At 50.3% G+C, this 18,067-nt stretch carries 15 protein-coding genes and 1 tRNA gene; 6 read left to right on the forward strand and 10 right to left on the reverse strand.

Annotated features, from left to right (window positions below; all coding sequences use genetic code 11):
• Positions 1 to 77 precede the first annotated feature (77 nt).
• Positions 78 to 581: a GNAT family N-acetyltransferase gene (locus BEB54_RS14550; protein ID WP_001059402.1), complete on the reverse strand. Its 504-nt coding sequence runs from the start codon at positions 579 to 581 to the stop codon at positions 78 to 80.
• Between the two features lie 192 nt (positions 582 to 773).
• On the opposite strand from BEB54_RS14550, the gene BEB54_RS14555 reads away from it, so the two are divergent.
• Complete coding sequence (locus BEB54_RS14555) at positions 774 to 1,970, forward strand: YjgN family protein (RefSeq protein ID WP_000079650.1); 1,197 nt, start codon at positions 774 to 776, stop codon at positions 1,968 to 1,970.
• Positions 1,971 to 2,023: 53 nt separating this feature from the next.
• Here BEB54_RS14555 and valS read toward each other — a convergent pair whose 3' ends face one another.
• From valS to pepA, 3 genes are all read right to left on the reverse strand, one after another.
• The gene (gene valS / locus BEB54_RS14560) at positions 2,024 to 4,879 is read right to left on the reverse strand and encodes a valine--tRNA ligase (protein ID WP_046083062.1); all 2,856 of its coding nucleotides are present in this window, start codon (positions 4,877 to 4,879) and stop codon (positions 2,024 to 2,026) included.
• Positions 4,879 to 5,322, reverse strand: coding sequence for a DNA polymerase III subunit chi (gene holC, locus BEB54_RS14565; RefSeq protein WP_000786399.1), 444 nt, complete (start codon positions 5,320 to 5,322; stop codon positions 4,879 to 4,881). Before holC ends, valS begins: the two co-directional genes overlap by 1 nt.
• Positions 5,323 to 5,483: 161 nt before the next feature.
• On the reverse strand, positions 5,484 to 6,995 hold the full coding sequence (pepA, locus tag BEB54_RS14570; protein WP_000397144.1) for a leucyl aminopeptidase: 1,512 nt from the start codon (positions 6,993 to 6,995) through the stop codon (positions 5,484 to 5,486).
• A 153-nt stretch (positions 6,996 to 7,148) separates the two neighbouring features.
• On the opposite strand from pepA, the gene ytgA reads away from it, so the two are divergent.
• The 3 genes from ytgA to lptG all read left to right on the forward strand — a co-directional run bounded on the left by ytgA (position 7,149) and on the right by lptG (position 9,444).
• Positions 7,149 to 7,199, forward strand: a complete 51-nt coding sequence (gene ytgA, locus BEB54_RS29330; RefSeq protein ID WP_211180521.1) for a protein YtgA — start codon at positions 7,149 to 7,151, stop codon at positions 7,197 to 7,199.
• A gap of 62 nt (positions 7,200 to 7,261) precedes the next feature.
• Positions 7,262 to 8,362, forward strand: coding sequence for an LPS export ABC transporter permease LptF (gene lptF, locus BEB54_RS14575; protein WP_000584114.1), 1,101 nt, complete (start codon positions 7,262 to 7,264; stop codon positions 8,360 to 8,362).
• Entirely contained in the window at positions 8,362 to 9,444 is a 1,083-nt protein-coding gene (lptG, locus tag BEB54_RS14580; RefSeq protein ID WP_001295681.1) for an LPS export ABC transporter permease LptG, read from the forward strand. Before lptF ends, lptG begins: the two co-directional genes overlap by 1 nt.
• Before the next feature lie 160 nt (positions 9,445 to 9,604).
• Here the strand turns inward: lptG and BEB54_RS14585 are convergent, their stop codons facing one another.
• From BEB54_RS14585 to idnD, 5 genes are all read right to left on the reverse strand, one after another.
• Entirely contained in the window at positions 9,605 to 11,107 is a 1,503-nt protein-coding gene (locus tag BEB54_RS14585) for a helicase HerA-like C-terminal domain-containing protein (protein ID WP_032185790.1), read from the reverse strand.
• Positions 11,108 to 11,184: 77 nt separating this feature from the next.
• A complete protein-coding gene (gene idnR / locus BEB54_RS14590; RefSeq protein WP_001348245.1) occupies positions 11,185 to 12,183 on the reverse strand; it encodes a DNA-binding transcriptional regulator IdnR in 999 nt (332 codons plus the stop codon).
• 66 nt (positions 12,184 to 12,249) lie between these two features.
• The gene (gene idnT, locus BEB54_RS14595; protein WP_001128336.1) at positions 12,250 to 13,569 is read right to left on the reverse strand and encodes a gnt-II system L-idonate transporter; all 1,320 of its coding nucleotides are present in this window, start codon (positions 13,567 to 13,569) and stop codon (positions 12,250 to 12,252) included.
• Positions 13,570 to 13,633: 64 nt separating this feature from the next.
• Positions 13,634 to 14,398: a gluconate 5-dehydrogenase gene (gene idnO / locus BEB54_RS14600; protein WP_000998702.1), complete on the reverse strand. Its 765-nt coding sequence runs from the start codon at positions 14,396 to 14,398 to the stop codon at positions 13,634 to 13,636.
• 23 nt (positions 14,399 to 14,421) lie between these two features.
• Positions 14,422 to 15,453 (reverse strand): L-idonate 5-dehydrogenase, encoded by a 1,032-nt coding sequence (gene idnD / locus BEB54_RS14605; protein WP_001197418.1) that lies wholly within the window; start codon positions 15,451 to 15,453, stop codon positions 14,422 to 14,424.
• Between the two features lie 216 nt (positions 15,454 to 15,669).
• Between idnD and idnK the strand changes: the two genes are divergently transcribed.
• Positions 15,670 to 16,233, forward strand: a complete 564-nt coding sequence (idnK, locus tag BEB54_RS14610) for a gluconokinase (RefSeq protein ID WP_000896738.1) — start codon at positions 15,670 to 15,672, stop codon at positions 16,231 to 16,233.
• 3 nt (positions 16,234 to 16,236) lie between these two features.
• Here idnK and ahr read toward each other — a convergent pair whose 3' ends face one another.
• Entirely contained in the window at positions 16,237 to 17,256 is a 1,020-nt protein-coding gene (gene ahr, locus BEB54_RS14615; RefSeq protein ID WP_001300770.1) for an NADPH-dependent aldehyde reductase Ahr, read from the reverse strand.
• A 195-nt stretch (positions 17,257 to 17,451) separates the two neighbouring features.
• Here ahr and BEB54_RS14625 point away from each other — a divergent pair.
• Positions 17,452 to 17,536, forward strand: a tRNA-Leu gene (locus BEB54_RS14625).
• Positions 17,537 to 18,067 lie beyond the last annotated feature (531 nt).

Consider the following 18,067-nt stretch of genomic DNA (forward strand, 5'->3'; position numbering starts at 1 on the left):
TCATGTCACATCCGGCATAAACAAAACGTACGTTGTTAATGTTCGAATGCCCGCGAGTTGAACACGCGGGCATTTTTTTAGAGTTCGCGCAACATCCGCACTTCACAATCGACATGGCCCGTGCAGCCAAGCGCATAGTCGATATGCTCAAAGCCCAAATGCTCATAAAGCGCAATGGCTTCCTTTAAAAAAGCTGTCGTTTCCAGATAGCAGCGTTTGAAACCCATCTCTCGCGCCTGCTCCATCGCCATTAAGGCCAGTTTTTTTGCCAGCCCTTTGCCGCGGATAGCCGGAAGAAAATACATCTTTTGCAGTTCGCAAATGTCCGACTCACTCCCGGTTAATGGCGCTATCCCACCGCCGCCGACCACTTCACCCTCGTACTCAACTACCCAATATGCATGGCCAGGCTGACTATACACTTGATACAGCTCGTCAAGATTCGGATCGGCGACGGTGTAGCCTTTATCAGCGGTAAGACCGTATTCGGCGGATACCTGACGAATGACGCGGGCGATAGCAGGATTATCCTGCAGCGTCAGGCGACGCATTACAGGTGATTGCGGCGCAATGTTATTCATAGTTTAACCCAATAAAAATAAAGTAATTATACATTTGTTTAATACCACTCTCTTCTTACGTGCGCAAGCGACTTATAAAGTAATAAAGTTTTTGCCAGCCTATTACTGATAAGAGTATTGTAACGTGGCAGAACATTTTACTGTCTGTATATATAAGTTATATCAATGGATTTTTTAATTCAGGGATTTTTTATGGCTCAAGTTATTAATGAAATGGATGTTCCGTCCCATTCGTTTGTTTTTCATGGTACAGGTGAGAGGTATTTTCTTATTTGTGTGGTGAATGTGTTGTTAACGATTATAACGTTAGGTATCTATTTACCATGGGCATTAATGAAATGTAAGCGTTATCTTTATGCTAATATGGAAGTTAACGGACAACGATTTTCTTATGGAATTACCGGTGGGAATGTTTTTGTTAGTTGTCTTGTTTTTGTTTTTTTCTATTTCGCAATCTTAATGACAGTGTCAGCAGATATGCCGCTTGTTGGTTGTGTTTTGACTTTGTTACTGTTGGTTTTGCTTATATTTATGGCAGCAAAAGGACTGCGTCATCAGGCCTTAATGACCAGTCTCAACGGCGTAAGATTTAGTTTTAATTGCTCTATGAAAGGGTTCTGGTGGGTGACCTTTTTCTTGCCGATTTTAATGGCCGTTGGGATGGGGACTGTTTTCTTTATCTCGACAAAGATGCTACATGCCAATAGTTCAAGTAGTGTTATTATATCTATGGTTCTGATGGCAATAGTTGGTATTGTTTCCATTGGTATTTTTAATGGTACTTTATATAGTCTGGTAATGAGTTTTCTCTGGAGCAATACCAGTTTCGGTATACATCGTTTCAAGGTAAAATTAGATACTACGTATTGTATAAAATATGCCATTCTCGCATTTTTAGCTTTATTGCCTTTTCTCGCTGTTGCTGGTTATATTATCTTCGATCAAATATTAAATGCGTATGATAGTTCTGTATATGCAAATGATGACATTGAGAATTTACAGCAATTTATGGAAATGCAACGTAAAATGATAATCGCGCAGTTAATCTATTATTTTGGGATTGCTGTTAGCACCAGTTATTTAACGGTGTCGTTGCGAAACCATTTTATGAGCAACCTGTCACTGAATGATGGGCGTATTCGTTTTCGCTCAACTTTAACGTACCACGGTATGCTTTATCGCATGTGTGCGTTGGTGGTGATATCCGGGATTACGGGCGGTCTGGCTTATCCACTGTTGAAAATATGGATGATTGACTGGCAGGCAAAAAATACGTATTTGCTGGGCGATTTGGATGACCTTCCTTTAATCAATAAAGAAGAACAACCAGATAAAGGCTTCTTAGCCAGTATTTCTCGGGGAGTTATGCCTTCTTTACCATTTCTGTAAGAGATAAAAAAGGCCGGAGCATGCTCCGGCCTTCGTTTTCATCACGGTGTTGATTACAGCGCGGCGATAACAGCCTGCTGTTCAATCAGCTTCGCTTTCGCTTCCGCATAGCCTTCCAGCTTCTCACGCTCTTTCGCGATGACCGCTTCCGGTGCACGGGCGACAAAGCCTTCGTTCGCCAGTTTGTTCTCGATACGGCTGATTTCACCTTCAATCTTCGCCACTTCTTTCGCCAGACGCGCCAGCTCATCTTCTTTGTTGATGAGGCCAGCCATCGGGATCAGCAGCTCTGCACCGTCGATGATCTTCGTAACAGAAACCGGACCTTTGTCATCGGCAGGCAGCACGGTGATGCTTTCCAGACGCGCCAGCGTTTGCAGGAAGCCACGGTTTTCATTTACGCGACGCTCTGCATCCGCGCTGCAACCACGAAGCAACAGCTCCAGCGGTTTGCCCGGCGCGATGTTCATTTCTGCACGGATGTTACGTACCGCAACGATCGCCTGCTTCAGCCACTCGGTGTCGGCCAGTGCGGCTTCATCGACCTGAGACGCATCGTACTGCGGGAACGGCTGCAGCATGATGGTGTCGGCAGTGATTCCGCAAAGTACTTTCACACGCTGCCAGATGGTTTCGGTGATGAACGGAATGATCGGATGCGCGAGGCGCAGCAGACCTTCCAGTACAGTCACCAGCGTATGGCGAGTACCGCGCAGTTCGGCTTCTGTTCCACCGTTCATTACCGGCTTGGTCAGCTCCAGATACCAGTCACAGAACTGGTTCCAGGTGAATTCATACAGAATGCCGGCGGCGATATCGAAGCGGAAGCTGTCCAGCGCTTCGCGGTACGCTTTGATAGTCTGGTTGAACTCCGCCAGAATCCAGCGGTCCGCCAGCGACAGCGTCATTTCGCCGCCGTTGAAGCCGCAATCCTGACCTTCTGTGTTCATCAGCACAAAGCGGCTGGCGTTCCACAGCTTGTTACAGAAGTTACGGTAGCCTTCCAGACGCTTCATATCCCAGTTGATGTCACGACCGGTAGAAGCCAGCGCCGCCAGGGTGAAGCGCAGCGCGTCAGTACCGTGCGGCTCAATGCCGTTCGGGAACTGCTTCTCGGTGCGCTTACGGATTTTGTCCGCCAGCTGCGGCTGCATCATATTGCCGGTACGTTTTTCCAGCAGTTCCGGCAGCGAAATACCGTCAACCATATCCAGCGGGTCAATCACGTTACCCTTGGATTTGGACATCTTCTGGCCTTCGTCATCACGAATCAGGCCGGTCATGTAAACGGTGTGGAACGGCACCTGCGGTTTGCCATTTTCATCTTTGATGAAGTGCATGGTCATCATGATCATGCGGGCAATCCAGAAGAAGATGATGTCGAAACCAGATACCATCACGCTGGTTGGGTGGAACTGGCGCAGTGCGTCGGTGTTTTCCGGCCAGCCAAGGGTAGAGAAGGTCCACAGTGCGGAGGAGAACCAGGTGTCGAGAACGTCTTCGTCCTGACGCAGGGCAACATCAGCACCGAGGTTATTTTCTTTACGCACTTCGTCTTCGTTGCGGCCAACATAAACGTTACCCGCGTCGTCGTACCATGCCGGGATACGGTGACCCCACCACAGCTGACGAGAGATACACCAGTCCTGAATATCGCGCATCCAGGAGAAGTACATGTTTTCGTACTGCTTCGGTACGAACTGAATGTCGCCGTTCTCAACCGCTTCAACCGCCGGTTTCGCCAGCACGTCGGCACGTACGTACCACTGGTCGGTCAGCATCGGTTCGATAACCACGCCGCCACGGTCGCCGTAAGGAACGGTCAGGTCGTGCGGTTTAATTTCTTCCAGCAGGCCGAGTGCGTCAACCGCGGCAACGACCGCTTTACGCGCAGCAAAACGCTCGAGTTTCTGGAACTCTGCCGGGATTTCGCTGGAATAAACGTCAGATTCGTTACCTTTGGTATCGAACACCTGGGCGCTTTCACGGATATCACCGTCAAAGGTCAGGATGTTGATCATCGGCAGGGCGTGACGTTTACCGACTTCATAGTCGTTAAAGTCGTGCGCCGGGGTGATCTTCACGCAGCCAGTGCCTTTTTCCATATCGGCGTGTTCGTCGCCAACAATCGGAATACGACGGTTAACCAGCGGCAGAATGACATATTTGCCAATCAGATCTTTGTAACGCGGATCTTCCGGGTTAACGGCCACGCCGGTATCGCCCAGCAGGGTTTCCGGACGGGTAGTCGCAACCACCAGATAATCTTTACCGTCTGCGGTTTTCGCGCCGTCAGCCAGCGGATAGCGGATGTGCCACATCGAACCTTTCGATTCGCGGTTTTCCACTTCCAGGTCAGAGATTGCGGTACGCAGTTTCGGGTCCCAGTTTACCAGGCGTTTACCACGGTAAATCAGGTCTTCTTTATACAGACGAACGAAAACTTCTTTCACCGCATTGGACAGGCCTTCGTCCATCGTGAAGCGTTCGCGCTCCCAGTCGACGGAGTTACCGAGACGACGCATCTGACGGGTAATGGTGCCGCCGGATTCCGCTTTCCATTCCCAGATTTTGTCGATGAAAGCTTCGCGGCCGTAGTCGTGACGGGTTTTACCTTCTTCTGCGGCAATCTTGCGCTCAACTACCATCTGGGTAGCGATCCCGGCGTGGTCAGTACCGACCTGCCACAGGGTATTTTTACCCTGCATACGCTGATAGCGGATCATGGTATCCATGATGGTTTGCTGGAAGGCGTGACCCATATGCAAACTGCCGGTGACGTTCGGCGGCGGGATCATGATGCAGAAACTTTCCTGGCTTTCATCGCCATTAGGCTTAAAGTAGCCCTGCTTTTCCCAGTGCTCGTAAAGCGGCTGTTCGATATCTTGTGGGTTGTATGTCTTTTCCATTATTTCCAGGTTGCCGTATTCAGGTTGAAACCAGCCACGCGGTAGGCTTTATAGCGTTCGCGCGCCAGTTGTTTCAGAGAATCTTCATAAGGAACGAAGTCTACCACTTCTGTGAAAGCGGTGGCAAAATCTGCAAAGCTTGTTCGCAGACTAATCAATATATCGCGCGGGCTGCTGCTACGCTTTTGTGGCCAGGCGATCTCCACCGGCGCACCGCCGCGCGGTCCTTCTCCCGCTAAATTATGCGGAACAAAGCTTTCTGCCGGACGCGCCCACAGGGCTTCATCCAGTCGGTAAGCCTGCTTTTCATCTTCACAAGCGATGAGCACGCGCTTACCGCTGCGCCAACGTTCTGCGGCAATTTCACACACCAGTTGCTCAACGGCGCTTAAGCCATCGACGGTGGTGTCATTGTCCAGAAGATAGAACGTCGCGTTTTTCATAAATGGGGCTTCTTGTGGTGGATTTAAATACACATCAGATAAACGCCGAATTGCCTGATGCGACGCTGTCGCGTCTTATCAGGCCTACGGGTCCGGTACTCTGTGTAGGTCGGATAAGGCATTCACGCCGCATCCGACAATAACAACACAGCCTGATGCAATTACTCTTCGCCGTTAAACCCGGCGCGGTTGAGCAGGAACTGTGCCAGCAACGCCACCGGGCGACCGGTTGCGCCTTTTGCTTTACCAGAACGCCAGGCGGTACCGGCGATATCCAGGTGTGCCCAGTTGTACTTACGGGTAAAGCGCGACAGGAAGCAACCTGCGGTAATCGCCCCGCCAGGACGACCGCCAATGTTCGCCATATCGGCAAAATTGGACTCCAGCTGTTCCTGATACTCGTCACCCAGCGGTAAACGCCATGCGCGGTCACCGGATTGTTCAGATGCAGCAATCAGCTCATGGGCCAGCGGATTGTGGTTCGCCATCAGACCGGTAATGTGATGGCCCAGCGCGATAACGCAGGCACCGGTCAGCGTCGCCACGTCAATCACCGCTTCCGGCTCAAAACGCTCAACGTAAGTTAACACATCGCACAGTACCAGGCGGCCTTCGGCGTCGGTATTCAGCACTTCTACGGTTTGACCGGACATGGTGGTTAACACATCGCCCGGACGATAGGCACGTCCGCCAGGCATGTTTTCGCAGCCTGCCAGCACGCCAATAACGTTAATCGGCAGTTGCAGCTCCGCGACCATACGCATCACGCCGTAAACCGCCGCCGCACCGCACATATCGTACTTCATCTCATCCATGCCTTCTGAAGGCTTGATGGAGATACCGCCGGAGTCGAAGGTTAAACCTTTACCCACCAGCACGATTGGGCGAGCATCTTCCGACGCGTTGCCTTTGTACTCAATCACCGACATCAGCGATTCGTTCTGCGAACCCTGACCGACCGCCAGATAGGAATGCATCCCCAGCTCTTTCATCTGCTGTTCGCCGATAACGCGGGTGATGACATTCTTGCTGTAGCTGTCAGCCAGCTGGCGCGCCTGAGAGGCGAGATAAGCGGCGTTACAGATATTCGGCGGCATATTACCGAGATCTTTCGCTGCTTTTATCCCGGCGGCAATCGCCAGACCGTGCTGGATCGCGCGCTCACCGCTAGTCAGTTCACGGCGGGTCGGCACGTTGAAGACCATCTTACGCAGCGGGCGACGCGGTTCGCTCTTATTCGTTTTCAACTGATCGAAACTGTAGAGCGTCTCTTTTGCTGTCTCGACAGCCTGACGCACTTTCCAGTAGTTGTTACGGCCTTTAACGTGCAGTTCAGTCAGAAAGCAGACCGCTTCCATCGAGCCAGTATCATTCAGCGTATTAATGGTTTTCTGAATAACCTGCTTGTACTGACGCTCATCCAGCTCACGTTCTTTGCCGCAACCAATAAGGAGGATGCGTTCAGAAAGCACGTTTGGCACATGGTGCAGCAACAGTGTCTGCCCCGGTTTTCCTTCCAGTTCGCCCCGACGTAGCAGGGCGCTGATGTACCCATCGCTGATTTTATCGAGCTGTTCTGCAATCGGAGAAAGGCGACGTGGTTCGAAGACGCCCACGACGATGCAGGCACTCCGCTGTTTCTCCGGGCTACCGCTTTTTACACTAAACTCCATGCACTACGCTCCTGAATCTTAAAGACAACGGCGGTGGCTACAGATAGAATTGCAAGCTTTCGTAACTCATGTCCGCTGTTGCGATGACTTCGTGTTAATCTTAACGTTATTACGGCATTGGCACGTCAGAACAAAATCTGAGAGGTGAATCCGTTGAGTATAATTATCTTAGCGACGATTTCGACGACTCAAGAGAATAAATGACGTTTAAGCCATGAAACAAGCTAAAATCCTGCAAAAGACGAGTTTTTACGGGCGTATTTAAAGTGATAATCATAAGATATCTGGTGCGGGAGACGCTCAAAAGCCAGCTGGCGATACTCTTCATCTTGCTTTTGATCTTCTTCTGTCAAAAGTTAGTGAGGATCCTCGGCGCAGCGGTTGACGGCGATATTCCGGCGAATCTGGTGCTCTCCCTTCTCGGGTTGGGCGTGCCGGAAATGGCGCAGCTTATCCTGCCATTAAGCCTGTTCCTCGGGCTGCTGATGACGCTGGGCAAACTGTATACCGAAAGTGAAATTACGGTAATGCATGCCTGCGGCTTGAGCAAAGCGGTTCTGGTGAAAGCGGCAATGATCCTTGCGGTATTCACGGCAATCGTCGCGGCGGTTAACGTGATGTGGGCGGGACCGTGGTCATCGCGACATCAGGATGAAGTGTTAGCAGAAGCGAAAGCGAACCCTGGCATGGCGGCGCTGGCGCAAGGGCAATTCCAGCAAGCGACTAATGGCAGCTCGGTGCTGTTCATCGAAAGCGTTGACGGCAGCGATTTCAAAGATGTGTTCCTCGCGCAAATTCGACCAAAAGGTAATGCACGTCCTTCTGTGGTGGTGGCCGATTCCGGACATTTAACCCAGCTGCGCGACGGCTCCCAGGTCGTCACTCTCAACCAGGGAACGCGCTTCGAAGGCACTGCACTGTTACGCGATTTCCGCATTACGGACTTCCAGGATTATCAGGCGATCATTGGTCACCAGGCGGTGGCGCTCGACCCGAACGATACCGACCAGATGGACATGCGCACATTGTGGAACACTGACACCGATCGTGCCCGCGCAGAACTGAACTGGCGTATCACGTTGGTATTCACCGTGTTTATGATGGCGCTTATGGTCGTTCCGCTGAGCGTGGTTAACCCGCGTCAGGGGCGCGTACTGTCGATGCTGCCAGCCATGCTGCTGTATCTGTTGTTCTTCCTGATCCAGACCTCCCTGAAATCGAACGGCGGTAAAGGTAAGCTGGACCCGACGCTGTGGATGTGGACCGTAAACCTGATTTATCTGGCTTTGGCGATTGTTCTCAACCTTTGGGACACCGTGCCGGTCCGCCGCCTGCGCGCCAGTTTTTCGCGTAAAGGAGCGGTGTGATGCAACCTTTTGGCGTACTTGACCGCTATATCGGTAAAACTATTTTCACCACCATCATGATGACGCTGTTCATGCTGGTGTCGCTGTCGGGCATTATCAAGTTTGTCGATCAGCTGAAAAAAGCCGGGCAGGGGAGTTACGACGCGTTAGGCGCAGGAATGTATACCTTGCTGAGCGTGCCGAAAGATGTGCAAATCTTCTTCCCGATGGCGGCCCTGCTGGGTGCATTACTTGGGTTGGGGATGCTGGCACAGCGCAGCGAACTGGTGGTCATGCAGGCTTCTGGTTTTACCCGTATGCAGGTGGCGCTGTCGGTGATGAAAACCGCCATTCCGCTGGTCTTGTTGACGATGGCGATTGGCGAATGGGTCGCACCGCAGGGCGAGCAGATGGCGCGTAACTACCGTGCGCAGGCGATGTACGGTGGCTCGTTGCTCTCTACCCAGCAAGGCTTATGGGCAAAAGATGGCAACAACTTCGTCTACATTGAGCGGGTTAAAGGTGACGAAGAGTTAGGTGGCATCAGTATCTATGCCTTTAATGAGAATCGTCGTCTGCAATCTGTACGCTATGCCGCTACCGCGAAGTTTGACCCGGAACATAAAGTCTGGCGTCTGTCGCAGGTTGATGAATCTGATCTGACCAATCCGAAACAGATCACTGGTTCACAGACGGTGAGCGGTACCTGGAAAACCAACCTCACGCCGGACAAACTGGGCGTGGTGGCACTGGACCCGGATGCCCTCTCCATCAGTGGTTTGCACAACTATGTGAAGTATCTGAAGTCGAGCGGTCAGGATGCCGGACGTTATCAGCTCAACATGTGGAGCAAAATCTTCCAGCCGCTATCCGTGGCGGTGATGATGCTGATGGCGCTGTCGTTTATCTTTGGCCCACTGCGTAGCGTACCGATGGGCGTGCGTGTGGTCACCGGTATCAGCTTCGGTTTTGTCTTCTACGTACTGGACCAGATCTTCGGCCCGCTGACGTTGGTTTACGGCATCCCGCCGATTATCGGCGCGTTGCTGCCAAGCGCCAGCTTCTTCTTAATCAGCCTGTGGCTGTTAATGAGAAAATCGTAACCTGATGAACGAATAAAGGGAGCGAAAGCTCCCTTTATTATTGTTAGCAAAGTGTGCTTCGTTCATGCCTGAAAAATCATGAAAATTCAATATATTGCAGTAGTGTAGGCATGATAAGGCGCGCCAGCGTCGCATCAGGCAAAGACAAATCGCACCTGACTTACCTTCTTCTCCCCCCCAGCAAACTCCCCAGCACACCACGCACAATCTGATTCGTCACCTGGCGGGCGGCGCTTTTCGCCATTGTTTGCACCACACCATCTTTCTTCCCGCCGCGTGGTCCGGTAGTGCCAAACAAAATATCCTTCAATCCACCAAGAATACCGTCATCCACCGCCACCTCTTTCCCTTTCGCGGGAGGATTATTTTGCTGCTCGGTACTGGCCTGAAAGCCTTTTTGCAACATTTCATAGGCGGATTCCCGGTCCACGTCATCCTCGTACTTGCCATACACCGGGGAGTGATTAATCAGGCCGTTACGCTCATCTTCCGTCACCGGCCCCATTCGTGAACAGGGGGCAATCACCATCGCCCGTTCCACCACTGAAGGGCTTCCTTTCGCATCGAGAAACGAGATTAACGCCTCGCCGGTCCCCAGTTCCTGAATCGCCTTTTCGGTATCAAACGCCGGATTGGCCCGCATGGTTTGCGCCGCAGCTTTTACTGCTTTCTGATCTTTGGGCGTAAAAGCCCGCAAAGCGTGTTGAACGCGATTACCGAGCTGCCCGAGCACATTATCCGGAATATCTGACGGGTTTTGCGAAACGAACCAGACGCCCACGCCTTTTGAGCGAATAAGCCTTATCACCTGCTCAATCTTATCCAGCAGTACCTGCGGTGCATCGTTAAACAGCAGATGTGCTTCGTCGAAGAAAAACACCAGTTTTGGTTTCTCCAGATCGCCCGCTTCAGGCAATTGTTCATATAACTCTGAAAGCATCCACAGCAGGCTGGCGGAGTACAGTTTCGGCATCTGATAAAGCTTCTCGGCGCTGAGGATATTGATAACGCCTTTACCGTTGGTATCGCTACGCATCCAGTCTTTGATATCCAGCATCGGCTCACCAAAGAAGTGTGCTGCGCCTTGCTGTTCCAGCGATAACAGCCCGCGCTGGATGGCACCAACCGATGCGCTACTGATATTACCGTACTGATTCTGGAAGGATTTGGCGTTATCGCCGATGTACTGGGTAATCGCCCGCAAATCTTTAAAGTCGAGCAGCAACAGCCCCTGATCGTCAGCAATGCGGAAGATAATATTCAGCACGCCAGATTGCACATCGTTGAGATTCAACAGTCGCGCCAGCAACAGCGGCCCCAGGTCTGAAACCGTCGCCCGCACCGGATGGCCTTTCTCGCCAAAGATATCCCACACCACCACCGGATTAGCATGTGGTTGCCAGTCATTGACGCCGATATTTTTAAGCCTTGCGAGCAGTTTTTCCGAAGATGTACCTTCCTCCGCTACTCCCGTTAAATCACCTTTCACATCGGCCATAAACACCGGAACACCGATTTCCGACAATGACTCTGCCAGTTTTTGCAGCGTAACGGTTTTACCCGTCCCCGTTGCGCCAGTAATCAGCCCGTGACGGTTAGCCATTCCCGGCAGTAAAAACAGTTCTGTGTCCGGCGTGCGGGCAATTAACAGGGGTTCGCTCATGAGATATCCTCCAGTTTCCTGCCTGGAGTATAGGCAACGTCCGGCAAAGAGAATACGTGTAATGAAGAGAAAATAACCTAAAGCGTGTTACCGTGATAAATCTGATACCCGAGGTCAACAGTGTTGTGGTTGTGATCGTTATTTTTAATTTTGCTCAGCAACATTTGGGCGGCCATCCGACCAATATCAAAACGGGGAGTAATTACGCTGGCGAGACTTGGGATCATTTGCCTGCCAATCTCCAGCCCATGAAAACCCGCAATGGAAATTTGTTCTGGCACGGCGAGGTTTCGCTCGCGGCACAGCAGAAGCGCACCCATCGCAATATCGTCATTGGTGCAAAATACACCGTCTAAATCCGGGGTTGCGCTAAGGGCATCACGCATTAATTGCATTCCTAAATGAATGGATGAGATGGCGCGTGGATTCATGCGTAACGGGGAAAGATTATGCAGCATCATCGCATCGCAATACCCCTGATAACGCTGTTCATCGCGGGTGTCATCTTTGGAACCGAGATACAGAATTTTGCGCCTGACTCGCTTATCCAGCATGGTACACACCATGTCAAAAGCGGCCTGCCGATTATCAAAACCGACCTCCATATCCAGCCGTTCTCCCTGTACATCCATCAATTCCACGACCGGAATGGTGGCTGAACGCAGAAATTTCACCGTCCTGATGGTGTGATATTTTTCCGAAAGAATAATCCCGTCAATGTTATAAGAGAGCAGGTTAATCACCGACTCTTCTTCGGAATCGCGATCGTAATTGTAATTAGCAATAAGGGTCTGATAATTATGCTCAGAGGTGACGGATTCTATTCCCGCGAGAATGTCAGCGAAGAGTTGATTTTGAAATGACGGAATCAAGATACCGAGGGTATAACTTTGTGCATTCAACAACATGCCGGGAGCGCGATTAGGGATATAATTGATCTCTTCCATAATTTTAGCGATGCGCTCGCCTGTTTCCTTTGCCACCTTTTTCGGCGAGCGGATATAACGACTCACGGTCATTTTTGTTACGCCAGCCAGCGTAGCGATATCCTGTAAAGAAATTCTGTGATTGCGCATAACTTCTCCCAACGTCGGGGGAATCTTCAATCTTCCCCCGAAACTACATCACAATATTTTATTCTTTCAGTGCAATACGGCGTTAATGGCTAACACGCCCAGCAAACCCATAATAGAAATAAGGGTTTCCATCACCGTCCAGGTACGCAACGTTTCACCAACCGTCAGATTAAAATACCCTTTAAATAGCCAGAAGCCAGGGTCGTTTACGTGTGACGCGATCACGCTGCCCGCACCGGTTGCCAGTACCATTAAAGCGGGATCGGCATGGGTAACGTTGATAATCGGCAACACCACACCCGCGGTGGTAATGGCCGCGACGGTGGCAGAGCCCAGAGCGATACGCAACAGCGCCGCAACAGTCCAGCACATCAATAACGGCGAAAGTGTAGTTCCGGTCATTAAGTGTGAAATATACTGCCCGACACCGCTATCTACTAATACCTGCTTAAACGCGCCGCCGCCAGCGATAATAAACACAATCATCGCGATAGCGCCTATAGAATCCCCAATGATATCCATGATTTGCTCGATGGTGCGTCCATTACGTCGGCCCAGTGTGAAAATCGCAATAACAATGGCAATAAACAGCGCAACGGCAGGGTTACCGACAAATTCAAAGAAGAGGCGCACGGTGTTAGTTTTCGGTAACGTAATTTCACAAACGGCGGCGATAGCCATCAGGATGACCGGGATCACGGCAGCGAAAATACTGTTCCAGAAGGAGGGCATCTCCTCTTCGCTAAACAGATGAGGATTAAATAAGCCTTCCGGTGGTGCTTTCTCAAAGCGAGTTAGCAGTTTAGAAAACAGCGGTCCTGCGACAATAACTGTCGGAATGGTAATGATAAATCCATACAGTAAAGTCGTTCCGAGATTAGCCTCAAAGATAGTCGCGATGGCAGTAGGCCCTGGATGTGGCGGCAGAAAACAGTGGGTTACAGAGAGCGCTGCTACCATTGGTACGCCAACATACAACAGGGGTAATCCTGATGATGCTACGATGGTAAATACCAACGGCAACAGCAGGACAAAACCCACTTCAAAAAACATGGCGAGGCCCACAACCAGACCGGTGATCACTAGCGCCCATTGCACGCGTTTTTTACCAAAAGTAGCAATCAGCGTAGTGGCGATACGTTGTGCCGCACCCGTATCAGAAATCAGCTTGCCTAACATGGCCCCGAAACCGAGGATCATTGCCAGCCCGCCGAGCGTGCTGCCGATACCATTTTGTATAGAGTGCAGGACGGCCTGTGCATCCATCCCTTCGGCAAATCCGACGACGGCAGCTACCAGAACGAGGGCAATAAAGCCGTTAACTTTAAAGCCGATCATCAGGATAAGAAGCAGCGCGACGCCTGCCGCAATAATGATTAATGGCATAGTCTTTATCTCTTATTAGTGCCAGAAAAGCAGCGCTTTCGCGCTGCACGTAGGGTAGTAGGTGTTAAACAGCCACTAACATGCCGCCATCAACAAACAACAGGTGGCCGTTTACGAAATCAGAGGCTTTTGAAGAAAGGAACACCGCAGCACCAATCAGTTCCTGCGGATCTCCCCAGCGTGCGGCGGGGGTCCGTTTGCACAACCAGGCGGTGAAGGCTTCGTCCTCAACCAGTGCTTTAGTCATTTCTGTTTTGAAATAGCCCGGCGCAATACCGTTGACCTGAATATTGTGGCGCGCCAGCTCGACGCACATGCCGCGGGTGAGCATTTTTACCGCCCCTTTCGATGCGGCATAAGGGGTGATGGTGTCACGTCCCAGTTCGCTTTGCATCGAGCAAATATTAATAACTTTACCTGCCTTGCGTTCAACCATGTGACGAGTTACCGCTTGCGACACCAGGAACACGGCGGTCTGGTTTACTGCGATCACATCATTCCACTCTTGTTCAGGGAACTCAGTAAAAGGATGACGGCGCTGGATACCGGCGTTATTCACCAGCACATCAATGGGGCCGATGTCCTTTTCGATATGTTCAACGGCGGCATCAATTTCATGTTTATGAGTAACATTAAAAGGTGCGGCAACGGCCTGAATACCCTCCTGGTGGAGTTTTTTTACAGCAAGTTCTGCGCGTTCGGCAGTAATATCATTAATAATTATTTGTGCGCCATATTTACCCAGGCCGGTTGCCAGTAAAAAGCCAATGCCCTGTGCTGAACCGGTAATCAAGATATTTTTTCCTGCCAGTGAAAATAGATCGTTCATTGTATTATTCCTTTATTTATCTCTTAGAAAACAAGCTGGACTTTTGCTGCCTGGGTTTTATCACCGGCGAAACGTAGCGCCTCTTCCAGGTCAGTGAAGGGATATTCAGCACTCAGTAAAGGCAGTGGATTGATAACGCCATTCGCCAGCCATGACACTGCGGTATTAAATTCGCTGGTAAAACGGAAAGAGCCTTTGAGTGAAATCTCCTTACCAATCAACGTCATCATTGGGAATTCTGCCATCGCGCCTCCCATACCTACCTGCACCATTACGCCGCGTGCACGAGTGACCTCCAGACAGGTATTCACTGATGAAGGATGACCGGACACTTCAAAGCTGACATCGAAATAGCCTTTTTCCGCTTTCCAGTGATCCATGTCGTCGTTTTGTGGGTTTACGAGCACATCCGCCCCCATCTCTTTGGCCAGCAAAAGGGAACGGGGACTCACATCGGCACAGACAATTTCCGAGGCCCCCAGTGTTTTCACAGCACTGACAATCAGGCAGCCAATGGGCCCAACACCGGAAATAAATACTCGCTTGCCCTGTAACTCGCCGGCCTGATGTGCGGCATGAATCGCGACGGCTAAAGGTTCGGCAAAAGCCATAACCTTTTCGTCAGCTTTGGCCGGATAAGGGACACATTGCGACGTTTCGACCATTTTATAACGGGTAAAGCCACCATCAACATGAGGGAAATACATGGCACTGCCAAAAAAACGCATCTCTGTACACTGATTCTCGTTATGTTCAATGCAGTATTTGCAGTGACCGCAAGGTTTAGACGGATTAATGGCTACCGTTTGCCCTTCATGTAATTCTGATGAGTCGCTATGAATAACTTTACCGATAACTTCATGACCTAACACCATCGGTGCCTTTATCATGAAATTACCTACTTTTCCTTCCTGATAATAATGTAAATCGGAACCGCAAATTCCACCTCGGGTTATTTGTACTAATGTTCCATTATTATTCCAATCTATCGTCTGCTCGGTAACGGCAACAGTTTTCTTGCCCGCAACAACGCAGGACTGTGTTTTCACTTGCATAAATTCCTCACTGGTCAGGTAGACACCTCGGAAGCATTTAAGCGGTTTTAATTGTCATTATTTGTGATGAAGATCACGTCAGAAAATTGTTACATTACTATGTTACGCATAACGTGATGTGCCTTGTAATTCTTATCAACAGAAATAAAAAAACGTGAAATTATTATGCCGCCAGGCGTAGTATCGCCGCAGGTAAGATGATTCAGGAGATTTTAAATGGCGGGTGAAAGCTTTATTTTGATGGGCGTATCAGGGAGTGGTAAAACATTAATTGGTAGCAAGGTTGCCGCGTTATTGTCTGCGAAATTTATTGATGGTGACGATCTTCATCCAGCCAAAAATATAGATAAAATGTCGCAAGGCATTCCATTATCTGATGAAGATCGACTTCCCTGGCTGGAACGCTTAAATGATGCTTCATACAGTCTTTATAAAAAGAATGAAACAGGATTTATTGTCTGTTCATCATTAAAAAAACAGTATCGTGATATTTTACGCAAGGGTAGCCCCCATGTTCATTTCCTCTGGTTAGATGGCGATTATGAAACTATTCTCGCGCGAATGCAGCGTCGGGCTGGGCATTTTATGCCGGTAGCGTTACTAAAAAGTCAGTTTGAGGCGCTGGAGCGACCACAAGCAGATGAACAGGATATTGTGCGCATTGATATCAACCATGATATTGCCAATGTCACCGAACAATGTCGGCAGGCTGTGCTGGCGATAAGACAAAACAGAATATGTGCGAAAGAGGGCAGCGCCTCAGATCAGCGCTGCGAATGATTTTCAAAAATCTGCTTTCAACACCACGCGGTAGCGCGCTTTACCATCGCGTACATGCTGAATGGCGTCGTTAATTTTCGACATTGGGAACAGTTCGGTGGTCGGCGCAACCTTGCTGCGGGCGGCAAAGCGCATCAGCTTACGCAACTCATAAGGCGTGCCGGTAGCAGAGCCAGAGACACTGCGGTCGCCCGCAATTAACGTAAAGGCCGGAACAGACAGCGGCGTGAGGACCGCGCCGACTGTATGGAAATTACCGCCATACGTCAGCGCCTCAAAATAAGGCTGCCAGTCGAGGCTGACGTTGACGGTGTTGATAATGAGATCAAACTGCCCCGCCAGTGCTTTCAGTGCCTGCGGATCGCGGCTATTCACCACTTTATCGGCACCCATCGCCAGCACTTCCTGCTCTTTCGCCGGATTAGAACTAAAGGCCGTCACCTCGCATCCCATTGCGTGCAGAAGTTTTATAGCGATATGCCCCAGCCCGCCAATACCAATTACCCCAACGCGGCTGGTAGCAGTGATATGGTGCATCAACAGTGGTTTAAAGACCGTGATACCGCCGCACAACAGCGGCCCGGCAGATTCGATATCAATATTTTCCGGCAGTGGGATTACCCATTGCCAGTCCGCACGCAACTTCTCAGCAAAGCCACCGCGATTCATAATCGTCGGCACCGCACCTTGCTCACAGTTGATCTGATTACCGCTAATACAGGCATCGCAGTGACCACAGCTACGCGCCGTCCAGCCAATCCCGACACGCTGACCGACCTGCAAACCTTTATCCTGCGCGGCGCTCCCGAGCGCCACCACGCGACCAATCACCTCATGCCCGGCAACCAGCGGATATTGTGAAAATCCCCATTCGTTGTCGATCATCGACAGATCGGAATGGCAGATCCCGCAGTAATCCACCTGCACTTCGACATCTTGTGGTTTCAGTTCACCGGGATCGTACTCATAAACTTCCAGTTCGCCGCCAGCCTCTTTTGCGGCATAGCTTTTTATCATCGACATATTTTTGTCCTTCTCTGGTGTTGTCTGGGAAGTGTAGAGCATGGTAGGGCGGGGTGCCTGGAGTGTGACAAAGGTTACACATCGCGGTATGCAATGCTGAAAATTTCAGCACTTAGCGAGGTGCGAGCAAGCTGGCGCTTGCATGGTGGCGCGTGACAGGTATAATCCACAACGTTTTCCGCATACCTCTTCAGTGCCGAAGTGGCGAAATCGGTAGACGCAGTTGATTCAAAATCAACCGTAGAAATACGTGCCGGTTCGAGTCCGGCCTTCGGCACCACACCGTATGCAAATCGAGTCGCTCAAGAGCGGCTTTTTTTGTGTCTGAAATCACCCATATCCGTGCAGTATATAGGCCTGCCAGAAAAGCAGTTCAGTATTCTTCATTTGGTAGTCGATGGTCCCAAGTTTGCTCTGGCTGGAAGCTGCATCGTCCACATTACGTGGGCAGGGTGGTTTCGCTATGCTACTTGAACGTTTTGACCATGTGGCTCAGGTAGCTAATATCAAAAGACGTCATTTTGTCTCCACGCCCACCTTGGTGAACATTCAATAAATAGTTTCGGTCGAGAGCAGTTATGTAGGGCTAGCAGACGAGATGCGCAGACATCTTGTTGAAGACAATTTTACTGACCACCTGAGAACGCTATTCTACCGAATAATATTTATTATCTTGGTGAATAATGATGATTACCTGTGTAACTATGGTTTTATGCTGATGGGACCGGCAGTACAATTTCTGTAGTGTACTCGCAATTTCAGGTCTCTGGCGTTTATTCTGGTGCAAAGGAGGTATGTGATGAAAACTTTG

The organism is Escherichia sp. MOD1-EC6021, assembly GCF_002965245.1.
GTDB lineage: Bacteria > Pseudomonadota > Gammaproteobacteria > Enterobacterales > Enterobacteriaceae > Escherichia > Escherichia coli_F.

Excerpts from the sequence above, each read along its gene's own strand:
- BEB54_RS14550 (WP_001059402.1), bottom strand. The coding sequence starts at position 581 with ATGAATAACATTGCGCCGCAATCACCTGTAATGCGTCGCCTGACGCTG.
- BEB54_RS14555 (WP_000079650.1), top strand. The coding sequence starts at position 774 with ATGGCTCAAGTTATTAATGAAATGGATGTTCCGTCCCATTCGTTTGTT.
- valS (WP_046083062.1), bottom strand. The coding sequence starts at position 4,879 with ATGGAAAAGACATACAACCCACAAGATATCGAACAGCCGCTTTACGAG.
- holC (WP_000786399.1), bottom strand. The coding sequence starts at position 5,322 with ATGAAAAACGCGACGTTCTATCTTCTGGACAATGACACCACCGTCGAT.
- pepA (WP_000397144.1), bottom strand. The coding sequence starts at position 6,995 with ATGGAGTTTAGTGTAAAAAGCGGTAGCCCGGAGAAACAGCGGAGTGCC.
- lptG (WP_001295681.1), top strand. The coding sequence starts at position 8,362 with ATGCAACCTTTTGGCGTACTTGACCGCTATATCGGTAAAACTATTTTC.
- BEB54_RS14585 (WP_032185790.1), bottom strand. The coding sequence starts at position 11,107 with ATGAGCGAACCCCTGTTAATTGCCCGCACGCCGGACACAGAACTGTTT.
- idnR (WP_001348245.1), bottom strand. The coding sequence starts at position 12,183 with ATGCGCAATCACAGAATTTCTTTACAGGATATCGCTACGCTGGCTGGC.
- idnT (WP_001128336.1), bottom strand. The coding sequence starts at position 13,569 with ATGCCATTAATCATTATTGCGGCAGGCGTCGCGCTGCTTCTTATCCTG.
- idnO (WP_000998702.1), bottom strand. The coding sequence starts at position 14,398 with ATGAACGATCTATTTTCACTGGCAGGAAAAAATATCTTGATTACCGGT.
- idnD (WP_001197418.1), bottom strand. The coding sequence starts at position 15,453 with ATGCAAGTGAAAACACAGTCCTGCGTTGTTGCGGGCAAGAAAACTGTT.
- idnK (WP_000896738.1), top strand. The coding sequence starts at position 15,670 with ATGGCGGGTGAAAGCTTTATTTTGATGGGCGTATCAGGGAGTGGTAAA.
- ahr (WP_001300770.1), bottom strand. The coding sequence starts at position 17,256 with ATGTCGATGATAAAAAGCTATGCCGCAAAAGAGGCTGGCGGCGAACTG.